The 26,422-nt window shown below is 72.8% G+C and carries 19 protein-coding genes, 1 pseudogene and 1 riboswitch; of the genes and pseudogenes, 9 read left to right on the top strand and 11 right to left on the bottom strand.

The features are described from left to right. Positions 1-72: 72 nt before the first annotated feature. Positions 73-2,181 carry a bifunctional glycosyltransferase 87/phosphatase PAP2 family protein gene (locus ACFVYL_RS33120; RefSeq protein ID WP_389722564.1) on the top strand — a complete coding sequence of 703 codons (2,109 nt, stop codon included), beginning with the start codon at positions 73-75 and terminating at the stop codon, positions 2,179-2,181. Here ACFVYL_RS33120 and ACFVYL_RS33115 read toward each other — a convergent pair. Further along, the gene (locus ACFVYL_RS33115; RefSeq protein ID WP_389722562.1) at positions 2,132-3,763 is read right to left on the bottom strand and encodes a hypothetical protein; all 1,632 of its coding nucleotides are present in this window, start codon (positions 3,761-3,763) and stop codon (positions 2,132-2,134) included. The two genes, ACFVYL_RS33120 and ACFVYL_RS33115, sit on opposite strands and share 50 nt — an antisense overlap. Positions 3,764-3,991: 228 nt before the next feature. Next, a complete protein-coding gene (locus ACFVYL_RS33110) occupies positions 3,992-5,236 on the bottom strand; it encodes a cytochrome P450 (protein ID WP_389722560.1) in 1,245 nt (414 codons plus the stop codon). A 252-nt stretch (positions 5,237-5,488) separates the two neighbouring features. Between ACFVYL_RS33110 and ACFVYL_RS33105 the strand changes: the two genes are divergently transcribed. Together ACFVYL_RS33105 and ACFVYL_RS33100 are read left to right on the top strand one after the other, a co-directional pair. After that, positions 5,489-6,658, top strand: a complete 1,170-nt coding sequence (locus ACFVYL_RS33105) for a steroid 3-ketoacyl-CoA thiolase (RefSeq protein ID WP_389722558.1) — start codon at positions 5,489-5,491, stop codon at positions 6,656-6,658. Positions 6,659-6,987: 329 nt separating this feature from the next. Beyond that, positions 6,988-8,229 (top strand): alpha/beta hydrolase, encoded by a 1,242-nt coding sequence (locus ACFVYL_RS33100; protein ID WP_389722556.1) that lies wholly within the window; start codon positions 6,988-6,990, stop codon positions 8,227-8,229. Positions 8,230-8,335: 106 nt separating this feature from the next. On the opposite strand, the gene ACFVYL_RS33095 is transcribed toward ACFVYL_RS33100, so the two are convergent. The 7 genes from ACFVYL_RS33095 to ACFVYL_RS33065 all read right to left on the bottom strand — a co-directional run bounded on the left by ACFVYL_RS33095 (position 8,336) and on the right by ACFVYL_RS33065 (position 16,258). Then, positions 8,336-8,851 (bottom strand): transglycosylase SLT domain-containing protein, encoded by a 516-nt coding sequence (locus tag ACFVYL_RS33095; RefSeq protein WP_389722596.1) that lies wholly within the window; start codon positions 8,849-8,851, stop codon positions 8,336-8,338. A 276-nt stretch (positions 8,852-9,127) separates the two neighbouring features. After that, entirely contained in the window at positions 9,128-9,961 is an 834-nt protein-coding gene (locus tag ACFVYL_RS33090) for an ECF transporter S component (protein WP_389722554.1), read from the bottom strand. Next, complete coding sequence (locus ACFVYL_RS33085) at positions 9,958-11,640, bottom strand: ABC transporter ATP-binding protein (RefSeq protein WP_389722552.1); 1,683 nt, start codon at positions 11,638-11,640, stop codon at positions 9,958-9,960. Before ACFVYL_RS33085 ends, ACFVYL_RS33090 begins: the two co-directional genes overlap by 4 nt. Next, the gene (locus ACFVYL_RS33080) at positions 11,637-12,941 is read right to left on the bottom strand and encodes a CbiQ family ECF transporter T component (protein ID WP_389722550.1); all 1,305 of its coding nucleotides are present in this window, start codon (positions 12,939-12,941) and stop codon (positions 11,637-11,639) included. Before ACFVYL_RS33080 ends, ACFVYL_RS33085 begins: the two co-directional genes overlap by 4 nt. Before the next feature lie 23 nt (positions 12,942-12,964). Continuing rightward, entirely contained in the window at positions 12,965-13,627 is a 663-nt protein-coding gene (locus ACFVYL_RS33075) for an SCO2322 family protein (protein ID WP_389722548.1), read from the bottom strand. Further along, positions 13,624-14,856: a prenyltransferase/squalene oxidase repeat-containing protein gene (locus ACFVYL_RS33070; RefSeq protein WP_389722546.1), complete on the bottom strand. Its 1,233-nt coding sequence runs from the start codon at positions 14,854-14,856 to the stop codon at positions 13,624-13,626. The genes ACFVYL_RS33075 and ACFVYL_RS33070 overlap by 4 nt, the downstream gene beginning before the upstream one ends. 147 nt (positions 14,857-15,003) lie before the next feature. Next, a riboswitch (cobalamin riboswitch) is annotated at positions 15,004-15,077 on the bottom strand. A 56-nt stretch (positions 15,078-15,133) separates the two neighbouring features. Continuing rightward, positions 15,134-16,258, bottom strand: coding sequence for an MBL fold metallo-hydrolase (locus ACFVYL_RS33065; RefSeq protein ID WP_389722544.1), 1,125 nt, complete (start codon positions 16,256-16,258; stop codon positions 15,134-15,136). Between the two features lie 174 nt (positions 16,259-16,432). On the opposite strand from ACFVYL_RS33065, the gene ACFVYL_RS33060 reads away from it, so the two are divergent. The 6 genes from ACFVYL_RS33060 to ACFVYL_RS33035 all read left to right on the top strand — a co-directional run bounded on the left by ACFVYL_RS33060 (position 16,433) and on the right by ACFVYL_RS33035 (position 24,987). Continuing rightward, positions 16,433-17,899: an aldehyde dehydrogenase gene (locus tag ACFVYL_RS33060; protein ID WP_389722542.1), complete on the top strand. Its 1,467-nt coding sequence runs from the start codon at positions 16,433-16,435 to the stop codon at positions 17,897-17,899. After that, on the top strand, positions 17,899-18,132 hold the full coding sequence (locus ACFVYL_RS33055) for a ferredoxin (protein ID WP_389722540.1): 234 nt from the start codon (positions 17,899-17,901) through the stop codon (positions 18,130-18,132). The genes ACFVYL_RS33060 and ACFVYL_RS33055 overlap by 1 nt, the downstream gene beginning before the upstream one ends. A 217-nt stretch (positions 18,133-18,349) precedes the next feature. Further along, positions 18,350-21,034 carry a class III lanthionine synthetase LanKC gene (gene lanKC, locus ACFVYL_RS33050; protein ID WP_389722538.1) on the top strand — a complete coding sequence of 895 codons (2,685 nt, stop codon included), beginning with the start codon at positions 18,350-18,352 and terminating at the stop codon, positions 21,032-21,034. A 45-nt stretch (positions 21,035-21,079) separates the two neighbouring features. Further along, positions 21,080-21,211 carry a SapB/AmfS family lanthipeptide gene (locus tag ACFVYL_RS33045; RefSeq protein ID WP_389722536.1) on the top strand — a complete coding sequence of 44 codons (132 nt, stop codon included), beginning with the start codon at positions 21,080-21,082 and terminating at the stop codon, positions 21,209-21,211. 147 nt (positions 21,212-21,358) lie between these two features. After that, complete coding sequence (locus ACFVYL_RS33040) at positions 21,359-23,086, top strand: ABC transporter ATP-binding protein (protein WP_389722534.1); 1,728 nt, start codon at positions 21,359-21,361, stop codon at positions 23,084-23,086. Further along, a complete protein-coding gene (locus ACFVYL_RS33035; RefSeq protein WP_389722532.1) occupies positions 23,083-24,987 on the top strand; it encodes an ATP-binding cassette domain-containing protein in 1,905 nt (634 codons plus the stop codon). The genes ACFVYL_RS33040 and ACFVYL_RS33035 overlap by 4 nt, the downstream gene beginning before the upstream one ends. On the opposite strand, the pseudogene ACFVYL_RS33030 reads toward ACFVYL_RS33035, so the two are convergent. Then, a pseudogene (locus ACFVYL_RS33030) lies at positions 24,913-25,395 on the bottom strand (LuxR C-terminal-related transcriptional regulator); the annotation flags it as partial. The gene ACFVYL_RS33035 and the pseudogene ACFVYL_RS33030 overlap by 75 nt on opposite strands. 202 nt (positions 25,396-25,597) lie before the next feature. Continuing rightward, positions 25,598-26,218, bottom strand: a complete 621-nt coding sequence (locus ACFVYL_RS33025) for a TetR family transcriptional regulator (RefSeq protein WP_389722530.1) — start codon at positions 26,216-26,218, stop codon at positions 25,598-25,600. Between the last annotated feature and the right edge of the window lie 204 nt (positions 26,219-26,422).

Raw genomic sequence — 26,422 nt, 5'->3', positions numbered from 1 at the left:
ACGGGCCGTACACAGGCTCTTCAAAGACAGGGGCCGCACACATGACGGACGGAGCAGGAGGGCCGACGGCGCGTGGCGAACGTTGAGCACAGAGGACCGGGCAATGCCTTGAGGGCGGGGCAGGCGGACGCCGGCCCCGAGGCGCGGATCGGAGCGGCCAGGGTTGGCCTCTGGCTGATCGCCGCCGTCCTGGCCGTCCGGCAGGTCGCCGACGTCCTGCGCACCCCCAAGGGCGAGCGGTTCACCGACCTGGACGCCTGGATCGGTCCCGAAGGCGTCCTGCACGTCAACGGCTCCTTCTACGACGCCGACAAGTTCACCGGGCCACCCTTCGCGGGCCTCGTCCTCAAGCCGCTCGCGCGCGCGGGCGAACAGGCGCTCGGCTGGACCTGGACGTTCGGGACGCTCGGCCTCGTCGTCGTGCTCGGCCTGGTCGCGGCCCGCGCCCTGCCGCAGCCCGTCACCCGGCGCACCTCGCTGCTTGCCGCCCCCGTCGCGATCAGCCTGCTCATCCTGTCGCTGCCGGTGCGCAGCACCCTGCACCTCGGCCAGACCAGCATCCTGCCGGTCCTGCTCGTCCTGCTCGGCCTCTTCGCGGTCCGCGGCGAACGGGCCAGCGGCGTCCTGACCGGCATCGGCGTGGCCCTGCAGCCGACCATGCTGCTCTTCGCCGTGCTGCTCTGGTTCACCGGCCGCAGGAAGGCCGCCGCGTCCACCGGCGCGGCCTTCGCCGTCTGCACCGCCCTCACCTGGGCGGCGATGCCGCACGACTCGTCGACGTACTGGATCCACCACTTCGCGGGCGCGGGCCTGGGTACGGGCCCGGACACCACCGCCAACCAGTCGCTGCACGGCATGCTTCTCCGCTTCGGCCTGGAGGGCCCCCTTGAGACCGGGCTCTTCGTCACCCTGAGCCTGGCCCTCGTCTACGTGGGCCTGCGCCGCGCCGTGCGGTACGCGAAGGACGGGCAGCTGCTGCTCGCCGTCGCGATCACCGGCTGTGTCGTGGTCGCGGTGTCGTCGACGACCTGGCAGCACCAGCTCCTGTGGGTGCTCTTCGCGGTGGTCGGCCGGGTCGGCAAGCGCCGCTCCGACCGCTATATGTGGCCGGTGGCCGTCGTCCTCGTGTCGACGCTGCCCGCCACCATGATGCTGCCGAACATGCCGGTCACCGAGCCGATCCGCGACAACATCGTGCTGCTCACGGCGCTCGCCGCGGCCGCCGTCGTGCCGTTCCTGCACCGGTCGCACCCGCAGTACGGCAGCCCCATCCCCACGGACTACGCCGAGCCCGTCCCGGCACGCTGGAGCCGGGTGCCGCTGGTGCCGTTCTGGCGGCGCGTCCTGACCCGCCCGAACCTCCTGCTCGAACTGCTCCTGATCCGCGTCGGCTACTCCGCGTACCAGCAGGTCAGGCTCGCGGCGACCGGCGGCACGATCTCCGGCGGCCGGGCCACCGCCGAGCAGCACGGCGAACAGGTCCACTCGATCGAGCAGTTCCTGCACATCGACATCGAGCACTGGTTCAACCACCTGGCGGCGCGCACCGACTGGCTCCAGGACTTCTTCAACTTCTACTACACGTCGTTCCACTTCGTTGTGCCGCTGTCCGTCCTGGGCGTCCTGTACGTCCGCAGGCCCGCCGACTACCGCTGGGCGCGCTCCGCGCTCGGCTTCGCGACGGTCCTCGCGCTCATCGGCTTCTGCGCCTACCCGCTCGCCCCGCCGCGGCTGATGCCGGGCCTCGGCTTCATCGACACCGTGCACGGCGTGCAGGACTTCACGCAGCCGGACTACGGCACGCTGACCAAGCTCACCAACCAGTACGCGGCGATGCCCTCGCTGCACTTCGGCTGGTCCCTGTGGTGCGGTCTGGTCATCGCGGTCGTCGCGCCCAGGTGGTGGATGAAGGCGCTCGGTCTGGTCCACCCGTTCTTCACGGTCTCCGCGATCGTGGGCACCGGCAACCACTGGGTGCTCGACGCGGTGGGCGGCGCGGCCGTGGTGGGCGCGGGCTTCGGCCTGACCTACCTGCTCTCGGGGCCCCGGGTGCGCCGGCCGCTGAGGGTGGCCACGGGCGCGGAGCCGGTCGTGGGCCTGTCGAAGCCGGTCGGCGATACGTCGAAACCCCTCAGCGACACGTCGAAGGACGGCCCGGCGAACGACCGTATCCGGAGCTGATCTCGTAGGTGCCGGGGGCGGGCACCGACAGGCGCGTGAACTCGCCGTGCCGCTTCAGGCAGGCGCCCTTCGCCCGGAGCCACGGCGAGTACACCAGGCGCAGCGTCACCGAGCCCCGCTTGGGCACCCGCACCACCACGTTCGACCCGGTGGAGCGCACGACGGCGGCGGGCTCGGAGACCAGCGGCACCGGGTTCTTCACCCGGAAGATCTGCCAGTGCGCGTCGCTCCACACCGGCTCCAGCCACTTCGGGCGGCTCGCCACCAGCTCCGCCTCGTCCTCGGCGAAGCCGTCCGGCTTGCCCGAGGGCAGCACCACGTACGCGACGGCCCACTTGTCGAGCCACTTGCGGTAGCTGGCCCCCGAGAACGACCCGTCGTAGAAGAGCCGGCCGCGCTCGATGTCGAGCTGGCGGTTCCAGCCGCGCGCCATGTTCACGTACGGGGCGAGCGCGGTGGCCTCGCGGTGGTTGCGGGTCGGGACGACCTCGACGCGGGTGCGGTTGGCCTCCAGGCGCTCCAGTTCCCGCACCACGCCCTGGGTGTCCACCGCCCACTTCGGCACCTTCGTCGAGACCGCGAGGTCGTCGACGGTCTTCTGCGTCACCCAGGCCGAGGAGAGCACGAGCGCCACGGCCAGCGCGATCCTGCGCGCCCGGGACAGGCCGGGGACGAGCAGGGCGGCGAGCAGCAGGGCGGGACCGACCAGCTCCGCGAGCCGTTCGACGTTGGTGCCGATCGGGGACGGGATGAGATACGTGAGGACGGTCCCGGCCGCGTAGACGCCGGCGCCCCACCGCAGCACCCGCCACCGGCGCGGCCCCGCCAGGATGAGGGCCAGGCTGAACAGCACGGGCGGGAAGATCCGGTCGAAGGGCATCAGGTGCTCGCCCGTGAAGGGGAAGAGCACCGTGGTCGCCGCCACGACCACGGCCGGGGGCAGGATCAGCGCCGCCGACCGCACCCAGTCGCGTACGAAGAAGTAGCCCGCGCCCGCCACGACGAGGAAGAGCCCGGCGACCGGGGAGCCCATGGTGGCTAGCGCCGCGCACACCACCGCGACGACCACCCGCCGCCGCCCCACCAGCGCCAGGCAGGCCGCGAGGGCGAACGCGAGGCCGAGCGCGAACGTCGTGCGCCCGGAGGCCACGTTGCACCAGATCGCGAGGGAGGCGAGGACCGCGGGCCAGAGCGGTCTTCGGATGCCGGTGCGCTCGATCAGGGCGGCGACCAGCCAGGCGCCCGCGACCCCGGAGAGCACCGTCACGGTCCGCACGCCGAGTGCGGCCATCAGATACGGCGAGATCAGGCTGTAGTTGGCGGTGTGCATGCCGCCGTACCAGAAGAGGTTGTACGCGGCCGTGCCGTGTTCGGAGGCGAATCGGGCCCACGCCTCCTGCGCCGCGAGGTCGCCGCCGCCGGTGGCGAGGAACGCCACCCAGACGGCGTAGAGCGGGAGGGTGGGGACGGTGGCGAGGAGCGGCACGCGAAAGCGCCGCAAGAAAGGGCGGAGGGGAGAGTTCCGGCCGGTGGACGCACTGCCGGGCGGGGAGAGCGAGACATCGGCAGAGACCACGGCCACCGTTTCCGTTCGAGTCCTGGGGAGGCAAGGTTCACTTCTCAGGACGCTTCGTGCAACGGAAACGTTGGTTCAGTAAACGTGATTGACCTGATAGGTCGCCTTGCCGCGCTCCACTGGCTCAGGGGTGCGCCGCGGGCGGCCGACCGGGCGGGCCGGCCGGCCCCGGCCGCTCCGGGGGAGGCAGGGGCGGGGGCGTGGGAATGGCGCCCCTGCCTCCCTGGAGGCGGGTCAGCAGGTGCTGACCTGCAGCTCCTTGACGCCGTTGAGCCAGGCGGAGCGGAGCCGGCGCGGGTCGCCGGTGAGGTGCAGGCCTGGCATGGCGTCGGCGATCGCGTTGAAGATGAGGTTGATCTCCAGGACCGCCAGGGATTTGCCGAGGCAGAAGTGCGGGCCGCCGCCGCCGAAGCCGAGGTGCGGGTTCGGATCGCGGGTGATGTCGAACTTCTCCGGTGATTCGAACACGTCGGGGTCGTGGTTGGCCGAGGAGTAGAAGATGCCGACCCGGTCGCCCTTCTTGATCCGCGCGCCGCCGAGCTCGGTGTCCTGGGTGGCCGTGCGCTGGAAGGAGACCACCGGCGTCGCCCACCGCACGATCTCCTCGGCGGTCGTCGCGGGGCGCTCGCGTTTGTAGAGCTCCCACTGGTCCGGATGGGTGAGGAAGGCGTGCATGCCGTGGGTGATGGCGTTGCGGGTGGTCTCGTTGCCGGCGACCGCGAGCAGGATCACGAAGAAGCCGAACTCGTCGCCGGAGAGGTTGCCCTCGTTCTCGGCCGCCACCAGCTGGCTGACGATGTCCTTGGCGGGGCACTCCTTGCGGGCGGCGGCGAGGTTCATCGCGTAGGAGACGATCTCCATCGCGGCCTCGGCCCCGGCCTCCTCGGTGATGGCGTACTCCGGATCGTCGTACGCCGCCATCTTGTTGGACCAGTCGAAGATCTTGGAGCGGTCCGCCTGGGGGACGCCGATCAGCTCGGCGATGGCCTGCAGTGGCAGCTCGACGGCGACGTTCGTCACGAAGTCGAAGGAGCCGTCGGCGCCCGCGCCCGCGAGGGCCGTCCCGACGATGGAGGCGGCGCGGGCGCGCAGCGCGTCCTCAAGGGAGCGGATGGCGCGCGGGGTGAAGCCGCGCTGCACGATCTGGCGGACCCGGGTGTGCTCGGGCGGGTCCATGTTGAGCATGATCATCTTCTGGACTTCGATCTGATCACGGGTGATCTTCTCGTTGAAGCGGATGATCGCGGTGTTCAGATTGGAGGAGTACAACTCGGGGTGCGTGGACACGTACTTGACGTCCTCGTGCCGCGTGACGGCCCAGTAGCCCGCGTCGTCGTAACCGGATGTCCGCGGCGGCTGGTCGACCCAGCGCACCGGTTGCGTCTGTCGCAGCTGTGCGAACTCCGGCAGGGGTATGCGGTCTTGGAGCAGGTCGGGGTCGGTGAAGTCGAACCCGTCGGGCAGCGCTGGACAGGTCATCGGCAACTCCAGGCGTGGGCATGATTCTGACGGTCCATCAGGGCAGCTCGCTCGAAAGGTAGTAACGGGTTCTACAAGAGGCAAGGCCCAGGGCGGGTCCGGTTGCGCGCGGGTCCCGCGCAAGATGCGTGCAAGACCCTTGCGGCGCCGGGGTCGCGCTCAGCAGACTGCTGCACGGAACTAGAACGCGTACTAGTTCCACCCGCGAGCCGCCGGGACGGCTCGCGGGACGTGGAGGGAGAGGACGAGCCCATGGCCGCGGAACCCGTCATCGTCGAAGCAGTACGCACGCCCATCGGCAAGCGCGCGGGCGCGCTCGCCAATCTCCACCCCGCCTACCTGCTCGGTGAGACCTATCGCGAACTCCTCGGGCGTACCGGCATCCACGCCGACTGCGTGGAGCAGATCGTCGGCGGCACGGTGACGCACGCCGGAGAGCAGTCCATGAACCCGGCGCGCACGGCCTGGCTCGCGATGGGGCTGCCGTACGAGACCGCGGCGACCACCGTGGACTGCCAGTGCGGCTCCTCGCAGCAGGCGAGTCACATGGTCGCCAACATGGTCGCGGCCGGCGTCATCGACGTCGGCATCAGCTGCGGTGTCGAGGCGATGTCGCGGGTGCCGCTCGGCTCGGGGTCCAAGCACGGGCCCGGCAAACCCTTCCCCGACGAGTGGAACGTCGACCTGCCCAACCAGTTCGAGGCCGCCGAGCGCATCGCGCGCAAGCGCGGCCTCACCCGCGAGAACGTCGACTCGCTCGGCCTCATCTCGCAGGAGCGGGCGGCCGTCGCCTGGGCCGAGGAGCGCTTCAAGCGCGAGACGTTCGCCGTGCAGGTGCCCACCACGGAGGAGGAGCAGGCCGCCGGGCAGGGCATGTGGCGGCTCGTCGACCGCGACGAGGGGCTGCGCGACACCACGATGGAGGGCCTCGGCCGCCTCAAGCCGGTCATGCCGACCGCCGTGCACACCGCGGGCAACTCCTCGCAGATCTCGGACGGCGCCGCGGCCCTCATGTGGGCGTCCAAGCGGATGGCGCGGGCGCTGAAGCTGAAGCCGCGGGCGCGCATCGTCGCCCAGGCGCTGGTCGGCGCCGACCCGCACTTCCACCTCGACGGGCCGGTCGACGCGACGCGTGCGGTGCTCGGCAAGGCGGGGATGTCCCTGAAGGACATCGACATCGTGGAGATCAACGAGGCGTTCGCGTCGGTGGTGCTGAGCTGGGCGCAGGTCTTCGGGCAGGACCTGGAGAAGGTGAACGTGAACGGGGGCGCGATCGCGCTCGGGCATCCGGTGGGGGCTACGGGGGCGCGGCTCATTGCTACGGCCTTGCATGAACTGGAGCGCAGGGACAAGGAGTTTGCGTTGGTGACGATGTGTGCGGGGGGTGCGGTGGCTACGGGGACGATCTTGCAGAGGCTGTAGTCCGGGGCTCGGTCTGTCACCGGCTTCGCCGAGTTCGTCCTCAAACGCCGGACGGGCTGGATCACCGGCTTCGCCGGGTTCGTCCTCAAACGCCGGACGGGCTGGATTTGCCCCGGACAGGCTGGATCACCGGCTCCACCGAGTTCGTCCTCAAGCGCCGGACGGGCTGGATTTGCCCCGGCCGAGCGGAATTTGCGCCCGACGGGCTGAATTGGTCCCGGACGGGCTGGATTGGCCCGACCGGAAGCCTTTCTGGTGTTCGTAGGTACACCTCCTGCCGGGGGGTCTCCCGGATGTCGTCCGAGCGGTCGGCTTCGTAGCGTTTCGGTATGACCAACTCAAGCCGTCGTCACGCCCGTTCCGTACGGCGGGGAGCCGCCGCCCTCGCCGTTCTGATGCTCGGTGGGCTCGTCGCCGCGCCCGCCGTTTCGGCGGCGCAGGCGTCGTCGTCCGAGGGGCGGGGGAGCCTCCTGGACGTCACTCCCGTCGCCGACCTGAGCCGCGCCGAGGTCGCCGCGTTCCTCGCGGAGGGGAAGTTCGGCAGCGGCACGGTGCGGTACGGCGTGAGCGCGTACCGGCTCACCTACCGCACCGTCGACACCCGGGGCGGGGCCACCACGGCCACCGGCCTGTTCGTGCTGCCCAAGAGCTCCCAGGGGCGGGCGGAGGGGCGCAGGCTCGGTCTCGTGTCCGACACCCACGGCACCATGGTCCACCGCGACTACGCGCCCTCCGTGGCGGAGGACTTCGGGCGGCTGAGCCCCTACCTCCACGCCGCCGCGGGCAAGGCCGTCGCCGCCCCGGACTACCTCGGGCTCGGCAAGGGCCCGGGCACCCACCCGTACATGGACACGCGCTCGGCGGTGACCGCGTCCGAGGACATGCTGCGGGCCTCGCGCACCGCCGCGGCCCGGCAGGGGCGCAAGCTCTCCGGCGATCTGTACCTCACCGGCTTCTCGCAGGGCGGGCAGGTGGCGATGGCGCTGGGCCGGGAGCTGAAGGGCAAGCGCTCCGGGTTCACGACGCGGGCCGTCGCCCCGGTCAGCGGCCCCTACGACCTCTCCGGCGAGGAGATGCCCGCGCTCTACGACGGCCGGGTCAACGGCACGAGCGGCGTCTTCTACCTCTCGTACTTCCTGGTCGCCCAGAACCGTCTGCACCCGCTCTACAAGGACCCCGCGGAGGCGTTCCGCGCCCCCTATGCGGACCGGGTCGAGCAGCTCTTCGACGGCCGGCACGGCGAGGAGGAGATCATCGGCTCGCTCCCCGGGTCCGTGAAGGAGCTGGTCACACCCTCCTTCTACGAGCGCCTGAGGCACCCCTCGGGCGGCCTGGAAGAGGCGCTGGTGGCCAATGACGGCTCCTGTGACTGGAAGCCGGAGGCTCCCGTACGGCTCTACGCGGCCCGCGGCGACACCGACGTGCCCATCGGGAACGCCCGCAGCTGTGCGGCGGACCTCGCCGGTCACGGTGTGCGGGCGCCCGTCATGGATCAGGGCGGCGTGCCGCACATGCGGTCGGTCGCGAAGGCGGCGCCGAAGATCGCCCGGTGGTTCGCCTCGGTGCGCTGAGCCGGGCCCGGGGGCGGGGAGGGGCGCGGCGGTACGCGGAAGAGGCGGCAACCCCGTAGTGGGGTTGCCGCCTCTTTCAGTGCCGCGGTGGCGGGTTCGTGGCGGCTCAGTACCAGCCGTTGGCCTGCCAGTGGTTCCAGGCGCCGACCGGGCTGCCGTAGCGCTCGTTCATGTACTTCAGACCCCACTCGATCTGGGTCTCGGGGTTGGTCTTCCAGTCGGCGCCCGCGGAGGACATCTTCGAGCCGGGCAGGGCCTGGACCAGGCCGTAGGCGCCGGACGAGGAGTTGGTCGCGCTCGGGTTCCAGCCGCTCTCGTGCGAGACGATCTTGTCGAACGCGGCGAACTGCGCCGGGTCCGCGATCTTCTTCTTGGCGATCGCCTTGGCGGAGGCGGGGGCGGCGGCGTGCGCGGCGGCCGGGGCGGCGGCCTTCGTGGTGGTCGGGGTGGCTGCCTGAGCGGGGGCCGCGGCGAAGACCATGCCGGAAGCGGCGGCGGCGACGAGGCCGCCGGTGATGGCCTTCTTCGGGGAAGCGATGCGGCGGATGAGCGAGGCGGACACAGAGGACCTTCCGGTGGGGGACGGGGTGTCGCGGTGCACGTCGTGGAACGTGGGGGACATGCGGCGGCGCCGCGTCCCCGGGGGGTCGTCGGCGCCTTGCGACTCATCCACAGAAACAGCCGACCCCGGGTGGACGCAATGTCCGTATTTACTAGTGGAAGTCGCATCCGTGCCGAACGTCCATCGTGTGACGTGGCTCTCAACGTGCAGGTCGGACCCTGTTTTGATGTGGGCACGCCAGGATGCGGAGCTACGCCCTCGCTTAGTAGAGGACCAAAGACCTGTGGGCCGCCTCACCCCTACAGGGCCCCGATGTGACGGTGAGTGGAGGGTCGCCTACGGCTTCGGGGCCTCGAAAGTGACGGGCGCCTCGAACGCGGCCCGGCGGGTGGCCCGGCGCAGCGCCTTCAGGACGGCGGGCCCGAGCGTCAGGCTGAGCAGGACCGTGACGACGGCCCGCGGCAGGTCCCAGCCGAGCGAGGTGGCCAGGCAGTACGCGACGAAGCGGCCGAGGTTGTCCACGAGGGGGTCGCCCGGCACGAAGGAGACGCCGGTCGCCAGACCGCCGAGGTAGGGCCAGCCCTGCAGATTCATCACCGTGCCGTACAGGACGGAGGACACCGCCCCGTAGGCGGCGAGCAGCCACAGCTCGCGGCGGCCCCGGAGGGTGTCGGCCCCCGGCAGCAGCCCGGCGCCCGTGCAGACCCAGCCCATCGACAGCATCTGGAATGGCATCCACGGCCCGACCCCGCCCGTGAGCAGCGCCGACGCGAACATCGACACCGCCCCGAGCACGAACCCGAAACCCGGCCCGAGCACCCGCCCGCTCAGCACCATCAGGAAGAACATCGGCTCGATGCCCGCCGTCCCCGCGCCCAGCGGCCGCAGCGCGGCACCCGCCGCGGCGAGCACCCCCAGCATGGCGATCGCCTTCGCGTCGAGCCCGACGTCCGCGATGGTCGCCACCACCACGGCGAGCAGCAGCGGAAGCAGCGCCGCGAACAGCCAGGGCGCGTCCTGCGCGTGCTCGGCGAGCCCGGAGTCGCCGCCCGCGAGCAGCGGCCACCCGAAGGCGACCACCCCGACCGCTGTGACCAGCGCCAGCGCGGCGATCGAGCGGGGGCCCAGGCGGACCGGGCGGGCCTGCGCCTGCGCCTTCGTGGCCGTCACGACCGCGCCCCGCCCGCGTCCAGGGCCCGCCGCACCTGCGCCACCGTCAGCCACTCCTGCGGCGCCAGAACCTTCGTGACCTGCGGCGCGAAGGACGGCGACGACACCACGATCTCCTCGGTCGGGCCGTCCGCGACGACCTCGCCGTCCGCGAGGATCACCACCCGGTGGGCGATCTCCGCGGCCAGCTCCACGTCGTGCGTGGCAAGCACGAGGGCGTGCCCCTCGGCGGCGAGCCCCCGCAGGATCGTGACCAGGCGGGACTTGGCCGCGTAGTCGAGGCCGCGGGTCGGCTCGTCCAGGAGCAGCAGGGGCGGCCGGGCGGTCAGGACGATCGACAGGGCGAGCGCGAGGCGCTGGCCCTCGGAGAGGTCCCGCGGATGCGTGTCGTCCGCGATGCCGGGCAGAAGCTCGCCGACCAGGGCGCGGCACGCTCCGGGCGGCGCGTCCGCGTCACGGTCCGCGGCCACGCACTCGGCGGCCACGGTGTCCGCGTAGAGCAGGTCGCGCGGCTCCTGGGGGACCAGGCCCACGTGCCGGATCAGCTGCCGCGGGGGCGTGCGGTGCGGGACCGCGCCGCCGACGCGGGCCGTGCCCGAGGTGGGTTCGAGCAGGCCGACCAGGGTGGACAGGAGGGTGGACTTCCCGGCGCCGTTGCGGCCCATCAGGGCGACGGTCTCGCCGGGCACGACGGTCAGGTCGACGCGGCGCAGCGCCTCGACGCGACCGCGGCGCACGGCCAGGCGCTCGACGGCCGCGGCGGGCGTCTCCTTCGGCGTACGGTCCTTGCGCGGCCGGTACCGGCGGCCGGGCGTCCGCTCCGGGGCAGGCGCGCAGGGCCCGGCCTCCCGGGGCGGGACCGCGTCGGCGAGCCGCTCGCGCAGCGCGCCCGCCCTGCGCCGCGCGTCGCGCACGGTCAGCGGCAGCGGCGACCAGCCCGCGAGGCGGCCGAGCGCGACCACCGGGGGGAACACGGGGGAGCGGGCCATCAGCGCGGCCGGGTCGCCGAGCACCGGCGGCTCGCCCGGCGCGCCGAGCAGCAGCACCTGGTCCGCGTACTGCACGACCCGCTCCAGGCGGTGCTCGGCCATCAGGACCGTGGTGCCCAGGTCGTGGACGAGCCGCTGCAGCACGGCGAGGACCTCTTCGGCGGCCGCCGGGTCGAGCGCGGAGGTCGGTTCGTCCAGGACGAGGACCCGGGGGTGCGGGGTGAGCACGGAACCGATGGCGACGCGCTGGCGCTGGCCGCCCGAGAGGGTCGCGATGGGGCGTTCGCGCAGGTCCGCGAGGCCGAGCAGGTCGAGGGTCTCCTCGACGCGCCGCCGCATCACGTCGGGGGCGAGGCCCAGCGACTCCATGCCGTACGCCAGCTCGTCCTCGACGGTGTCCGTCACGAAGTGCGAGAGGGGGTCCTGGCCCACCGTGCCGACGACGTCGGCGAGTTCGCGGGGCTTGTGCGTACGGGTGTCGCGGCCCGCCACCGTCACGCGGCCGCGCAGGGTGCCCCCGGTGAAGTGCGGCACGAGCCCGCTCACCGTGCCGAGCAGAGTCGACTTGCCGACCCCGGAAGGACCGACCAGCAACACCAGCTCCCCCTCCGGCACGGTGAGATCGACCCCGCGCACGGTGGGCGCGGCCGCCCCGTCGTAGGTCACCGAGACGTCCTCGAAACGGATCATGAGGTCTCCTCGGGCGGGGCGGGGGTGACGGGCGCGTCGGGCGGGGTGTCCTCGGGGCGGGTGGAGGGCGCCGACCGCCAGGCCGCGGGGGAGCGTGTCCGCGCGAGGGCGGGCTCGTGCGGGTCTGCGGGTGTGGCCTCAGGGGCAGGCGCGCGTTCCGGCCCGCCTGGCGCCACCGCCTCGCGTGGTGTCGGTGCCACGAACGCCGGGAGCAGGCCGAGCAGGACCGCCGCCGCGGGCCACAGCGGCAGCGCGGGGGCGGTCAGGGGGACGACTCCGGGGTGCAGCGCGGCCGGGTCGGCCGAGGCGGCCCGGATCGTCAGGCCCGCCACCGCCACGCCGGACCCGGCGACCAGCCAGGCGCGCACGCCCCACGGGTCGGGCCGGTAGCGGGTGCGCACCGAGCGGCGGCCGCCGAGCCTCAGGCCCGCGAGCGCGGCGGCAAGGCCGACGGCCAGGACGGGCAGTCCGTAGGCGGCGCCCTGCGCGGTGAGAAGCCCGTACGTCCCCACGCAGACGCCCATCAGACCGCCGAGCGTCAGCACGGCCGTCGCCCTGCGCACCCCGGCGGGGACGGGGGCGGTGCGGCCGAAGCCGCGCGCGTCCATCGCGGCGGCCAGCGCGACCGACCGCTCAAGGGCGCCCTCCAGGACCGGGAGTCCGACCTGCAGCAGTCCGCGTACGCCCTTGTCGTGGCGCCCGCGGAGCCGACGTGCGGCCCGCAGCCGCTGCACGTCGGTGATGAGGTTCGGCGCGAAGGTCATGGCCACGACGACGGCGACCCCGACCTCGTACAGCGCGCCCGGCAGCGACTTGAGCAGCCGGGCCGGGCTGGCCAGCGCGTTCGCGGCGCCGACGCAGATCAGCAGGCCGGCCAGGCGGATCCCGTCGTAGAGCGCGAAGACCAGGCCCTCGGCGGTGACCCGGCCGCCGATGCGTACGCCCTTGGCCCAGTCGGGCAGCGGCACCTCGGGCAGCGTGACGACGGTGTGCGTGCCGGGGATCGGCGAACCGAGCACGGTCGCGAAGACCAGCCGGATCGCGATGACCATGAGCCCCAGCTTCACGAACGCGCCGTACGACTTCGCCCACGGCGCCGACGTCCGCCGCGCCGCCACGACATAGCCCGCGACGCCGATCAGCAGCCCGATGAGCAGCGGGTTGGTGGTGCGGGACGCGGCGGTGCCCAGGCCGATGGCCCACACCCACCAGGCACCCGGGTGCAGGGCGTTGCTCCGGTGCGCCTCGGGGGCGAGGCGGCGCCGCAGGCGCCCGGGCGCGCCGCTGCCGTGGTCCGTCATCGTGCTGTCCGTGTCCGGCCGGGTCAGCCGCGGCGGCGGCGGGCCTGCCAGACCGCCGCACCGCCGAGCAGCGCGACGGCGGCGAGCCCGGCGATCAGGCCGAGGGAGGGGCCGCCGTCGTCCTCGTCGTGGCCGGGGTCCGCCGTCGAGGCCGAATCCTGCCGCGTGCCGCCGTCACCGGCGACCTGTTCGCCGCAGCCCGACTTCGGGTAGCCGTCGATGGCGCAGAGCAGGGCCTTGCTGTCGTAGCGCAGCGGCTTGGCGACCGAGGCGAGGGCCTCGGCGCTGGTGGCGTCGTCGGCGACCTGGGCGCAGGCGGTACGCGGTTTCGGCGGCGTCTCCCCGCCGGGGGCGTCGCCCGCCGTGCCGAAGTCGACGACCAGCGCGACGCGCTTGCGGCCGTCCTTGGCCGGGGTGTCCGCGCAGATGTCCTCGAAGTCCGCGGCGCCGCGCGGCTTCGCGGCGTCCTTGGAGTCCTCGGAGACCGCGAACCGGAAGCCCTGCACGGCGCCGTCCTCGGGGCGGGCGGTGCCGGGACCCTGGCTGGCGTACGTCCACTGCCCGCCGTCCCGGTCCCAGAACGACCAGTAGCGGTAGCCGGCGGCCTGGGCGGGCACGGCCAGGAGGATGCCGGCCAGGGCGGCGAGGAGCGCCCCGAGCAGCAGCCGCCCACGGCCTGCCGTCACAGCTGCTTCTTCTTGCGGTTGCCGCTGTACAGGAAGCCGATGCCGATGCCGGCGACCATGCCGACGCCGATGATCCACCAGACGCTGACGCCGCCGTCGTCGTCCTTCTTCTCGTCGCTCTTCGACGCGGACGCGGAGTCCGCCGCGGACTGCGGGGCCGGGCCCTGGGCGTTCAGCTGCTCGACGAGGTCGGCGCCGCCGAAGTCGCGGGGGTCAAGGCCCGCCGCGTGGGCGGCGAAGACCAGCTGGGCGTAGGCGGCGGGGCCCGACTGCTTCGCCCAGTCCGCGGAGTTCTTCGCGAGCCACTGGGCGGACTTCTCGGCCTGCTCCTTCTGCCCGGCGGCGGCGAGGGCGACCACGGCGTCCGCGGTGTTGCCCACGTCCGGCTGGTCGGTGGCGCCCGGCATCGAGGACATCAGGTGGTCCTCGGTCTTGCCGAGGGTGTCGAGGAGGTAGCCGGTGCCGTTGCTCGCGGCCTGGGCGGTGGTGTCCGGCTTCGCGCACTTGGGGGCGCCGGACGCGGCCTTCTTGGCGGGCGCCACGACGAGGCCGCGGCCGAGGCCGCCGAGCACACCGGCGGCGGTGGCGTCGGCGTTCGGCGAGAGCTTGCCGGACTTGGCGTCGGCGAGGCCGAAGGCGCCGCCGTCCTTGCCGCAGTCCATGGCGAGCTCCGGCAGCGCGTCGTAGGGGGACTTGCCGTCCTTGGACTTGGCGGACGCGGGGTTCTCACCGGCCGCGACGAGCGCGCCGACGACGATGCCGGTGGAGTTCGCGTCGGAGGGCAGGCCGGGGTTGTAGCCCCAGCCGCCGTCCTTGTTCTGGACCGACTTCAGCCACTGGACGCTCTTGCCCACCGTCTTGTCCTGGCCGCCGAGCGCGGCGAGGGCCTGCACGGCGGCGGCGGTGGAGTTGCTGTCGACGGTGGTCTTGGAGTTGCACGGCGTGGTCGCGTCCGCGCGGAACGGCGCGAAGCCGCCGCTCGCGCACTGCTGCCCGGTCAGCCAGTCGACGGCCTTGGCGGCGGGCTCGACGCCCTCGGTGTGCTGGGCGAGCAGGGCGTACGACTGGCGGAAGACGCCGTCGAACTTGGGGTCCTTCTTGCCGTAGAGACCCGAGGGGAGCGCGGTCGAGGGCGACGGCGAGGAGTCGTCCGCGACGGCTGCCGGTGCTGCGGCCGAGCCGACCACGGCGACGGCGGCCAGGACCGCTGCGCTGCGACGAACGTTCATGATGGGGCGGATTGCCTCTCCCTGCGGGGGAGCCGGGCGCCGCGGGCCGTGCGGGCAGCACGGTGTCCGGGCGGCTCCGGCTCCGTATACCTCGACGGTGCCGCTCACCGGGGGTCCCGGTGAAACGAGCCGGTCACGTTCCGCGCGGGGCATTCCGGCTCTCCGCGCGGACGCGGAACACGGCTGCGGGTCAGCGCCGGATTCGCACCGGACTTCCCCCTGCGCGGGCGTGAGGACGACGCACTCACTCTACCGGCCGGTCCGCGGGCGCCTCGGGTCACACCGCCACGAACGTGAGCGGATCGCTCCCGGCCACCGCCTCGGCGCGGCCCAGCTTCACCAGGCGCCGCAGATGAGCTTCCGCTTCCGAGACCGCGATGGTGCGCGAGCCGTAGGGGATCTCGGCCCAGGGACGGTTCCACTCCATGCGCTGTGCGACCTGCCAGGGGGTGAGGGGCTCGGCGAGCAGCGTGCGCAGGCCCGTCAGGCGCTCCTCGTGGTGGGCGAGGAGTTCGCGGACGCGGGCGGGGGCGTCGGTGAACGCGTGCTGGTGGGCGGGGAGGACCTCGGCCGGGGCAAGGCGGCCGACGCGCTCCAGGGAGTCGAGGTAGTCGCCGAGGGGGTCCGTGGCGGCGGCGTCGCTGTCGGGGTCCTCGTAGAGCCCGATGTGCGGGGTGATGCCGGGCAGCAGGTGGTCACCGGAGAAGAGGCGGCCGTTGCCGGGGCGGCCGGTGGGGTGGTCCTCCTCCAGGTGCAGGCAGACGTGGCCCGGTGTGTGGCCGGGGGTCCAGATCGCCCGCAGGCGCCGGCCGGGCAGTGCGAGGAGCTCGCCCGGGGTGATGTCGCGGTCGGGCAGGGCGGGGCGCAGGCCGGGCAGGGCGCGGGCCCGGCCTGCGTCGCGGGCCCGTACGAGGGGGGCGACGTGGTCGGCGGGGGCGCCCGCGGCGGTGAGCTTCGCGGCCATGTAGCCGTACCAGCGATCAGTGGATGTCTGCCCGGAGGGCTGTCCTTGGGGGGTGGTGGTCGGGTGACGGGCGGGCGGGCTCGACAGGGTGCGGCGCACCACGGCCGTGTCCGCCTCGTGCATCGCGATCCACGCGCCGGAGGCCTCGCGGACTGCTCCGGACAGGCCGTGGTGGTCGGGGTGGTGGTGGGTGACGACGACGCCGTGCAGGTCCTCGACCGCGGTGCCGCACGCGACCAGCCCGGCGGCGAGGGTCTGCCAGGAGCCGGGGTCGTCCCAGCCGGTGTCGACGAGGACCGGCCCCGCGTCGGTGTCCAGGAGGTGGACGAGGGTGAAGCCGAGGGGGTTGTCGGGGATCGGGACCTTGATGCTCCAGACGCCGCCGCCGTGTTCGAGCACCGGCGGGCCGCTCGGCTGCGTGCCGCTGACCTGCGTCATGGGCGCCTCGTCTCTGTCGCTGGTGCCGCCACTATAACTAGAACTGGTTTCACTGGCTGCCCAAGTCAACCGACTCTCGCGCGAGTTGGCCGTTCCGTCCGTGGACTCCTCCAACTAGAACTGGTATCAGTTCTGAAACAGTGTCAGGAACCGCCCCGCAGGAGGCAGTCAGCCATGACCGAGCTCGTGGAACACGGACAGCTGTTCATCGGCGGGGAGTTGGTGGACCCGCTCGGCAAGGGCGTCATCGACGTCGTCTCCCCGCACACCGGAGAGGTCTTCGCCCGCGTGCCGCACGCGGCGCCCGCCGACGTGGACCGCGCCGTCGCCGCCGCCCGCCGGGCCTTCGAACACGGCCCGTGGCCACGGATGACCCCCGGCGAACGCATCGAGATCATCGGCAGGATCAAGGACGGCATCGCGGTACGCCACGAGGAGATCGCCCGCGTCATCAGCTCCGAGAACGGCACCCCCTACACGTCCAGTGTCATGGTGCAGGCCCTCGCCGCGGTGATGGCGTGGGACGCGGCCCTCACCGTCGCCCGCGACTTCACCTACGAGGAGGAGCGCGCCGGAGCCCTCGGGAAACTGCTCGTCCGGCGCGAACCTGTGGGCGTCGTCGCGGCCGTCGTGCCGTGGAACGTCCCGCAGTTCACCGCCGCCGCCAAGCTCGGCCCCGCCCTGCTCGCCGGCTGCCCGGTGATCCTCAAGACCTCGCCGGAAGCGCCGCTCGACGCGTACATCCTCGCGGAGATCGCCGCCGAGGCCGGGCTGCCGGAAGGGGTGCTCTCGATCCTCTGCGCCGACCGCGAGGTGAGCGAGTACCTCGTCGGCCATCCGGACGTCGACAAGGTCTCCTTCACGGGGTCCGTCGCCGCGGGCAAGCGCGTCATGGAGGTCGCGGCCCGCAATCTGACGCGGGTGACCCTGGAGCTCGGCGGCAAGTCGGCCGCCGTCGTCCTGCCGGACGCCGACGCGGCGACCGCGGTCGCGGGCATCACCCCGTTCGCCTGGATGATCAACGGCCAGGCGTGCGTGGCCCAGACCCGCATCCTGGTGCCGCGCACCCGCTACGACGAGTTCGCCGAGGCCTTCGCCGCGGCCGCCGCCGCGCTCAAGGTCGGCGACCCGCTCGACCCCGCCACCGAACTCGGCCCGCTCGTCGCCCAGCGGCAGCAGCAGCGCTCCCTCGACTACATCCGCATCGGCCAGGAGGAGGGCGCCAAGATCCTCGCGGGCGGGGGCCGTCCGGCCGGCATCGACCGGGGCTGGTACGTCGAGCCCACTCTCTTCGGCGGCGTCGACAATTCGATGCGGATCGCCCGCGAGGAGATCTTCGGGCCCGTCATCTGCCTGCTGCCGTACGGCGACGAGAGCGAGGCGGTGAAGATCGCCAACGACTCCGACTACGGACTCAGCGGCAGCGTCTGGACGGCCGACGTCGAGCGCGGCATCGGCATCGCACGCCAGGTGCGCACCGGCACGTACTCCGTGAACACCTTCAGCCTCGACATGCTCGGCCCCTTCGGCGGCTACAAGAACTCCGGCCTGGGGCGGGAGTTCGGCCCCGAGGGGTACGGCGAGTACTTCGAGCACAAGATGATCCACCTTCCGGCCGGCTATGAGGGGACGGGTGCCTGATGGGCGACCGCTGGCGCGTCGAGGTCGACCGGTCGGTCTGCATCGGCTCGGGGATGTGCGTGCTGACCGCGCCCGGCGGCTTCGAGCTCGACACCGCCCGCCAGTCGCACCCCACCGCCGCCGAGACCGACGCCAACGAGAAGGTCCTGGAGGCCGCCGAGGGCTGCCCGGTGGAGGCGATCACGATCGCGCTGGCCGACGGCGGCGAGATCGTATTCCCGCCGGAGGAGTAGCCCGACGACATCAACCGGTATGCGCCCGCGTCCAGTTCACCCCGGTGACGACGCGGGCGTCGCCATATGTCAGGACCGCGAATATTCTGGACTCTCGAACATGAGCGAACGTGTCTTTACCCATGAGTTCCGCACGGTCAATCGATGACACTCGTGACTGTTCCGCCCCTCGGCGCCCTGGAAGTGTCGGTGCCACGCCGAGCAGGGAGGGGACACCATGGACAAGCGGTACGAGGTCTACTGTCTGGCCGACAGGTACTTCTACGAGACCCCGGACCGCATCTCGTCCACGGCCCCCGAGGGTGCCCCCGAGTACCCCGCGGCCCGCCGCCCCGTCCCCGCGGGCTGGCGCTCGGGACGCCTCGGCGACTGGCTCTCCTTCGCCCCGGTGGATGACGGCGGAGCCTCACTCCCCGCACCCCAGCAGGGCTGGAAGATCCACGTCTCCGCCACGCTGGAGAACGCGGACCACGTCGCGTCGACCGTCTGGGACTACTGCGTTCCCCGCGGCATCCCCTTCAAGTTCGTGCCGGCCAAACACCTGCTGCACCTGCGCAACAGCAAGTACGCGGGCCGCGACCACAGCGGCAAGGCCGTCACCGTCTACCCGGCCGACGAGGTACAACTGCAGGAGATACTCACCGAGTTGGGCGACCTGCTCGACGGGACCGAGGGCCCGTACATCCTCACCGACCTGCGCTGGCGGCAGGGCCCGCTGTACGTCCGGTACGGCGCCTTCACCCGCCGCATGTGCGACAACGGCAAGGGCACCCTGGTGCCCGCCATCGAGAACGGCGAGGGACACCTCGTCCCCGACCCGCGCGACCCCGCCTTCAAGGTCCCCGAGTGGGTGACGCTGCCCGCCTTCCTCGAACCGGCGCTGCAGGCCCGCAACACGACGACCGTCACCGACCTGCCGTACCGCATCGAGAAGGCCCTGCACTTCTCCAACGGCGGCGGCGTCTACGCCGGCACCGACACCCGCGACGGCAGCAAGGTCGTCCTCAAGGAGGGCCGCCCGCACGCCGGCCTCGCCGCCGACGGCGCCGACGCCGTGGCCCGCCTCGAACGCGAGAAGGACGCCCTGGAGAAGCTCTCCGGGCTCGGCGTGGCCCCCGAGGTGCGCGACTGGTTCGTCCTCGACGGCCACCGCTTCCTCGTCATGGACTTCCTCGAAGGGTCCACCCTCAACTCGTTCTTCGCCCACCGGCACCCGCTGTGCACCAGCGAGCCGGACCCGGCCGACATATCCGAGTACACGGCCTGGGCGCTGCGCATGCACCGCGCCGTCGAGGAAGCCGTCGCCGCCGTGCACGGACGCGGAGTCGTCTTCAACGACCTGCACCTTTTCAACATCATGGTCGCCCCCGACGAACAGTCCGTCTCCCTCCTCGACTTCGAGGCGGCGGCGGGCGTGGACGACACCGGGCGCCAGATCGTCGCCCACCCCGGGTTCCTCGCACCGCCGGACCGCACCGGCACCGGCATCGACCGCTACGCCCTCGCCTGCCTGCGGCTCGCCCTCTTCCTGCCCATCACCTCGCTGCTCTCCATCGACCGCGGCAAGGCGGCGCACTTCGCCGAGGTGATCGCGGCCGAATTCCCCGACGTACCGGCGGAGTTCCTCGCCGAGGCGGTGGCGGAGATCCAGCACGGCCCGGAGCGCCGGGACAGCGGGCAGGAACCGGCGCCGGTCCGCGACGAGGGGGACCGGACCGGCGCCACCCGTCGCACGGCGGGAGCCGCCGCACCGCTGGTCGACCCCGCCGACTGGCCGTACAGCCGCGACTCGATGGTCAAGGCCATCCTCGCATCGGCCACCCCGGACCGCGACGACCGGCTCTTCCCCGGCGACATAGCCCAGTTCGCCGAAGGCGGCGGGCTCGGCCTCGCACACGGCGCGGCCGGTGTCCTGCTCGCCCTCGACGCGAGCGGCGCCGAACGGTACGAGGAGGGCGAGCGCTGGCTCCTGAAGCACACCGCGCCCGCCCCCACCGGCACGCCGCTGGGCCTCCATGACGGCCTCGCAGGCATCGCCCACGTACTCGACCGCCTTGGCCACCGCACCCGCGCCCTCGACCTCGTCGACCTCGTGCTCCGGGAGAACTGGCAACGGCTCCCCTCCGACCTGTACGGCGGCCTCGCCGGACTCGGCCTCACCCTCGACGCCCTCGCGCACAGCACCGGCGAAACCGCCCTGGCCCGCCACGCGGAGCGGGCGGCCGAGATCCTCGCCGAGCGCCTCGCCGCCGAGGACACCGAACAGCCCCCCAAGGGCGGACGGCGCCGGGCCGGCCTGCTGCGCGGCGCCACCGGACCCGCACTGCTCTTCCTGCGCCTGTACGAGCGGGGCGGCGACCCCGGACTCCTGGACCTGGCGGCCCGCGCCCTGCGCAGGGACCTCGCCCAGTGCGTGACCCAGCCGCGCGACGGCGGCCTCGCCGTGGACGAGGGCTGGCGCACCATGCCCTACCTCGGTGAGGGCAGCGTCGGCATCGGCACGGTCCTCGACGACTACCTCGCGCACCGCTCCGACGCCGAGTTCGAGAAGGCGCGGCCCGCCATCCTCGCCGCCGCCCGCTCCCGCTTCTGCGTACAGCCGGGCCTCTTCCAGGGGCGGGCCGGACTGCTCCTGCACGTCAGCCGCAGCACCACCCCTGGCATCACGCCCGAGGACGTCACGGCGCAGATCGAGGAACTCGGCTGGTTCACCATGGCGTACGCGGGCCAACTCGCCTTCCCCGGCAACCAGATGCTGCGCCTGTCCATGGACCTCCACACCGGGACGGCCGGCTGCCTCCTCGCCCTCGCCGGAGCGCTCGGCGACGGGGGAGCGCACCTCCCCTTCCTGCCGCCACTGCGGCAGCCACAGACCCGGTCCCGCGACTCCGCGGGATCGTGACACCAATTCACGGGGACTCAACTCCCCCCAGAGAGAGGAATTCTCATGGCGCTTCTCGACCTTCAGAGCATGGAGTCCGACGAGATGACCGGTGGCGGCGGCGGCGGCGGCGGTGGCGGTAGCCAGGCCAGCCTGCTCCTGTGCTGGAGCCAGGCCAGTGTGGTCCTCTGCCTCTGATGCCTGACCGCATCACCCAGTAGTGGCACGGCACTGAAGGCCCGGGCGCACCCCGTGAGGGGCCGCCCGGGCCTTCGGTGCCACCGCCGCCGGACCGGAGGACCGCGAAGCCCGGGCACACGACGAGGCGACGGAGACCCGCACCGCATGGCCACGACGACCCCCCGCCCACCACAAACCACCGCCGGCACCCGCCTGTTGGGTGCGGCGACCCGGTACAGCGCGGCCCGTTGTACGGTCCTTGCCCTGTGCGCCGTCGCCGGTTCGGGCGCGGCCCTGCTGCTGCCGCTCGCGATCGGCCACGCCCTGGACGCCGTCCTGGCGGGCCCGCTGACCGGCCGGGACGACCCCGACGCCGCCCGCTGGACCCTCCTGTGCGCGGCCCTGATCGGCGCGAGCGCCCTCCTGGACGCCCTCGACGGCGTCCTCACCGGCACCACCAACGCCCGCGCCACGGCCTGGCTGCGCGGCCGCGTCGTACGCCACGTGCTCGCCGTCGGACCGCGCACCACCGCCCGCTTCGCCCCCGGCGACCTGGTGGCCCGCCTCATCGACAACGCGGCGCACGCGGGCACCGCGCCCGCCACCTTCGCCGCCCTCCTCGCCGCCCTCGTCACGCCCGTCGGCGCCATGGTCGCCCTCGCCCTCATCGACGTACGCCTCGCCGTCGTGTTCGTCCTCGGCGCACCCGTCCTCTTCCTGCTGCTGCGCGCCTTCGTCCGGGTCTCCTCCGACTGCGTGGCGAGCTACCAGCGGGTCCAGGGGGACATCGCGGGCCGCCTCGGCGAGGCGATCGGCGGGGCGCGGACCATCGCCGCCGCGCACACCGAGGACAAGGAAGCGGCGCGCGTCCTGCGGCCGTTGCCCGACCTCACCCGCCACGGCCACCGGATGTGGCGGGTCCAGGGCCGCTCGCAGGCCCAGGCCGTCGCCGTCGCCCCGCTGCTGCAGATCGCGGTCGCCGCCGTGGCAGGCCACCTCGTGCTCCACCACCGCATCAGCGTCGGCGACCTCCTCGCCGCGTCCCGGTACGCGGTGCTCGCCACCGGCGTCGGCATGCTCGTCGGACAGCTCAGCGGCCTGGTCAGGGCGCGGGCCGCCGCACGGCGCCTGGACGAGGTGCTCGCGGAGCCCGCGACCGGATACGGACAGGAGCGGCTCCCCGCCGAGGGCGGCCTCCTCGAACTGCGCGGGGTCAGGGCGACCCGCGGCGGACGGGCCGTGCTCGACGGCGTCGACCTGACCGTGCCCGCGGGCGGCACGATCGCCGTCGTGGGCCGCTCCGGCGCGGGCAAGTCGGTGCTCGCCTCCCTCGCGGGACGCCTCGCCGACCCCGACGAAGGGGACGTACGCCTCGACGGCGTCCCGCTCCACACGCTCAGCCGCGAGGAACTGCGCCGCGAGGTCGGCTACGCCTTCGAGCGGCCCGCGCTGCTCGGCGAGACCCTCCAGGACACGATCGGCTTCGGCGCCCCGCGCCCCTCGCCCGACCGCATCCGCGACGCGGCGCGCGCCGCCCGCGCCGACACGTTCGTCACCCGGCTCCCCGACGGCTACGACACCCGCTGCGCCGACGCTCCCCTCTCCGGTGGAGAGGCCCAACGCCTGGGCCTGGCAAGGGCGTTCGCGCGCGGCGGACGGCTGCTGATCCTCGACGACGCGATGTCGAGCCTGGACACGGTGACCGAACACCACATCGCCGAGGCCCTGCTCCGCCACACCCCGCACCGCAGCCGCCTGATCATCGCCCACCGCGCGGCGACGGCGGCCCGCGCGGACACGGTGGCCTGGCTGCACGACGGCCGGATCCGGGCGGTGGGAACCCATGCGCAGTTGTGGCAACGGCCCGAGTACCGGGAGGTGTTCGGCGCGTGAGCTCCCCGGCAGGCGGACAGAAACCCCCCTCGGGCACCTACCGCCGCGGCGTCCGGTTCCTGTGGCGCAGATGGCCGGTGGTGGTGCGGCTCGCGCTCTGGTCCGTCCTGGAGACCGGCCAGACGTTCCTCACCGGTTACGCCCTCGCGCACGCCCTGGACGACGGGTTCCTCGACGGGCGCGAGGCGGTCGGCCTCGGATGGCTCGGCGCGGCCGCGCTCGGCGTGGTGGTCGCCGCGTACGGCACCGGGCGGGTCTACCGCGCGGTCGCCGACCTCGTGGAACCGTTGCGGGACACGCTGGTGCGGCAGGTCGTCGGCCGTGGCCTGCGGGAGGCGGACGGCGCCGCCGTGTCCCGGCTCACCCAGCAGGTGGAGATCGCCAGGGACACCTTCGCGGGCCTGGTGATGGTCTCCCGCTCCTTCGTCTTCACCGCGGCGGGCGCACTGGTCGGCCTCTTCTCGCTGGACCCGCTCCTCCTCCTGGTCGTCGTGCCGCCGCTGCTCGCCGGGGTCGGCCTGTTCGTGGCGACGCTGCGCCCGCTGGCCCGGCGGCAGGAGGAGTTCCTGGTCGCGGACGAAGGCCTCGCGGGCCAACTGGGCGTGGTCTGCCCGGGGTTGCGCGACGTCGCGGCGGCCGGTGCGGAAGACGGCGTGGCCGAGGAGCTGGACCGCGGGGTCGACCGCGAGTACGCGACGGCCGGCGCCCTCGCCCGCTGGGGCATCCTGCGCACGGCGGCCCTGGCGATCGGCGGCCAGCTTCCGCTCGTCCTGCTCCTCGCCACGGCCCCCTGGCTCCTGGACCGCGGGGTGACACCGGGCGCCCTGGTGGGCGCCCTCGCCTACGTCACCCAGGCGCTGCTCCCCGCCCTGCACAACCTCGTCCACGGCCTGGGCGCGAGCGGCTCCCGCCTGGCGATCGTGCTGCGCCGCCTGACGTGGGACGCGCCGGAACGGAGCGTGGCCGACGGGGACGGGACGACGGCCGAAGCCGGTCGCGGTACCGGTACCGGTACCGAGGCCCCCGCCCTGCACCTCTCCTCCCTCACCTTCGCCTACGGCCCGCACGCCGAGCCCGTCCTGCGCGACGTGAGCCTCACCGTGGCCCGGGGCGAGCACCTCGCGGTCGTCGGACCCAGCGGGATCGGAAAGTCGACGTTGGCCGGAATCGTCGCAGGGCTCCTCGAACCGGACGCCGGAGAGGTGCGTGTCGCGGGGTTGCCCGTGCGGGGCGCGGGGGCCGTGGGGCGGCGTGTCCTCATACCGCAGGAGGCGTACGTCTTCACCGGGACGCTCCGCGACAACCTGTGTTACCTGCGGGCGGACACTGTCCCGGAGCGGGAGCTGCTCGCCGCCGCGAAAGCCGTCGGGCTGACTCCGCTCGCCGAGCGGCTCGGCGGCCTCGACGCCGCCCTCGTACCCACGGAACTGTCGGCGGGGGAGCGGCAGTTGATCGCGCTGACGCGGGCGCATCTGTCGGCCGCCACGCTGGCGGTCCTCGACGAGGCGACCTGTCATCTCGACCCGGTCGCGGAGGCGCGTGCGGAGCAGGCCTTCGCGGCCCGCCCCGGCGGCACTCTGGTGGTGATCGCTCACCGCATCAGCTCGGCCCGTCGCGCCGACCGCATCCTGGTGATGGACGGAGCGTACGCCCTGTGCGGGCGGCACGACGAGCTGTTGGAGCGTTCGCCTCTCTATCGGGACCTCAACGGCGCGGGCGACTGGGGGGAGGAAAGCGCCACCTCACACCCACCCCTCGCCCTGCGAGATCCGTATCGCGTCGACCCGGTTCCGCGCCCCGGTCTTCCGGGTGATCGCGGCCATGTAGTTGCGCACCGTTCCGTTGGACAGATGGAGACTGCTGGCGATCTCGGCGACCGACGCGCCCCCGGCGGCGAGTGACAGAACCGACAACTCCCTTCGGGTGAGCGGCATTTGCGCCGCCCTGAGAAAGCCGAAGCCCAGCGATTCGTCGACGAACCGCTGGCCTGCCGCCACCTGTCTGATCCCGGCGAGCAGCCTTTCCGGCGGGCTCGCCTTGTTCACATAGCCGAGTGCGTCCGCTTCTGCGGCCCTTCGCAGCTGGCCGGGCCGGTTCGCGGTGGTGAGCACCAGCACCCGGCAACCCCTCCCCAGTGCCGAGGGCCCGGTCAGCTCGCCGAGCGGCGTGTGCGCGTAGGTCGCCTCATCGTCGAGGTCCACCACGCACAGGTCCGGCCGAATGTTGCGTTGACGAGCGCGCGCGTGTGACCACGGCGCGTGGAACACCTCCAGATCCGGCTCACGGGCGAGTTGTTCCGCCAGAGCCATTCGCATTAGACAGGCGTCGTGCACGAGAAGGACCCGGATCACGCTCTGCCCCTCCAGCTCCGGTTGCTTCGTTCAAGCACGCAGAACATTCATAGCGGCGAGTACCCCCATCGTGACGCAGAGAACTGGCCAAGGGGGAGTCAGGGGGCGCAATTGCCATACGACTGTGCGCCCCCCGTGACCCAGACGGATGGGGGCGTGATCACGTCCGCGAATCCGCCGTGAGGTCGATGAGCCTGCACACCGTCTCGATGTCGATCTTCACCTGGGCGATCGAGGCGCGGCCGGAGAGCCACGTGATCAGCGCCGAGTGCCAGGTGTGCTCGATGACCCGCACGGCGGAGAGCTGCTGCGGGGTCGGGGTCCCGTCGAGGCCCATCGCGTCCAGGATGATCGCCGTCGTCAGGCGCGAGACCGTGTCGACCTCGGGGCTCACCGAGCGGTCCGCGAAGGTCAGGGCCCGCACCATCGCGTCCGCGAGGTGCGGCTCGCGCTGCAGCGCCCTAAAGGCCCGCATCAGCGTCTCGGAGACCCGCTCGGCGGGCGTCTCACCGGCCGGTGGGCGCTTCCTGATCGTTGTGTGCATGTGCTGCAGCTGGTCCTGCATGGTGGCGACCAGCAGGTGCACCTTGGAGGGGAAGTAGCGGTAGAGGGTGCCGAGCGCGACACCGGCGGCCTCGGCGACCTCCCGCATCTGCACGGCGTCGAAGCCGCCCCTGCTGGCCAGTTGGGCGCTCGCGTGCAGAATGCGGCGGCGGCGCGCTTCCTGGCGTTCGGTGAGGGGTGGCGCCGCCGGGTCCGCCGCCTTGGCTTCCGCTGTCATGTCGATGCCCCTTTGGAAAACGCCTCCCGAGATCGCACAGCATGGCAGGGAGCCTGTCGTGGCGCGAATCACCTGATCCGGGCCTTACACCTCGCCTACCTGCCGGTAGATTCAAAGCTCGTTCAGCGATCATTCAGCGATCAAGTCTGAAACTTGTTCTAGATTACCGTCCCGGCGTAACCTCGCGGAGAGCTGCAGGAAGAA

The sequence above is a fragment of the Streptomyces sp. NPDC058308 genome (assembly GCF_042880275.1).
Taxonomy (GTDB): Bacteria; Actinomycetota; Actinomycetes; order Streptomycetales; family Streptomycetaceae; genus Streptomyces.
This window is presented reverse-complemented; position numbering and strand designations above follow the sequence as displayed.

Bases quoted from the DNA above. Each gene is read 5' to 3' on its own strand.
- ACFVYL_RS33110 (WP_389722560.1), bottom strand. From the start codon at position 5,236: ATGACCTGTCCAGCGCTGCCCGACGGGTTCGACTTCACCGACCCCGAC.
- ACFVYL_RS33105 (WP_389722558.1), top strand. From the start codon at position 5,489: ATGGCCGCGGAACCCGTCATCGTCGAAGCAGTACGCACGCCCATCGGC.
- ACFVYL_RS33100 (WP_389722556.1), top strand. From the start codon at position 6,988: ATGACCAACTCAAGCCGTCGTCACGCCCGTTCCGTACGGCGGGGAGCC.
- ACFVYL_RS33095 (WP_389722596.1), bottom strand. From the start codon at position 8,851: ATGTCCCCCACGTTCCACGACGTGCACCGCGACACCCCGTCCCCCACC.
- ACFVYL_RS33085 (WP_389722552.1), bottom strand. From the start codon at position 11,640: ATGATCCGTTTCGAGGACGTCTCGGTGACCTACGACGGGGCGGCCGCG.
- ACFVYL_RS33080 (WP_389722550.1), bottom strand. From the start codon at position 12,941: ATGACGGACCACGGCAGCGGCGCGCCCGGGCGCCTGCGGCGCCGCCTC.
- ACFVYL_RS33070 (WP_389722546.1), bottom strand. From the start codon at position 14,856: ATGAACGTTCGTCGCAGCGCAGCGGTCCTGGCCGCCGTCGCCGTGGTC.
- ACFVYL_RS33065 (WP_389722544.1), bottom strand. From the start codon at position 16,258: ATGACGCAGGTCAGCGGCACGCAGCCGAGCGGCCCGCCGGTGCTCGAA.
- ACFVYL_RS33060 (WP_389722542.1), top strand. From the start codon at position 16,433: ATGACCGAGCTCGTGGAACACGGACAGCTGTTCATCGGCGGGGAGTTG.
- ACFVYL_RS33055 (WP_389722540.1), top strand. From the start codon at position 17,899: ATGGGCGACCGCTGGCGCGTCGAGGTCGACCGGTCGGTCTGCATCGGC.
- lanKC (WP_389722538.1), top strand. From the start codon at position 18,350: ATGGACAAGCGGTACGAGGTCTACTGTCTGGCCGACAGGTACTTCTAC.
- ACFVYL_RS33045 (WP_389722536.1), top strand. From the start codon at position 21,080: ATGGCGCTTCTCGACCTTCAGAGCATGGAGTCCGACGAGATGACCGGT.
- ACFVYL_RS33040 (WP_389722534.1), top strand. From the start codon at position 21,359: ATGGCCACGACGACCCCCCGCCCACCACAAACCACCGCCGGCACCCGC.
- ACFVYL_RS33025 (WP_389722530.1), bottom strand. From the start codon at position 26,218: ATGACAGCGGAAGCCAAGGCGGCGGACCCGGCGGCGCCACCCCTCACC.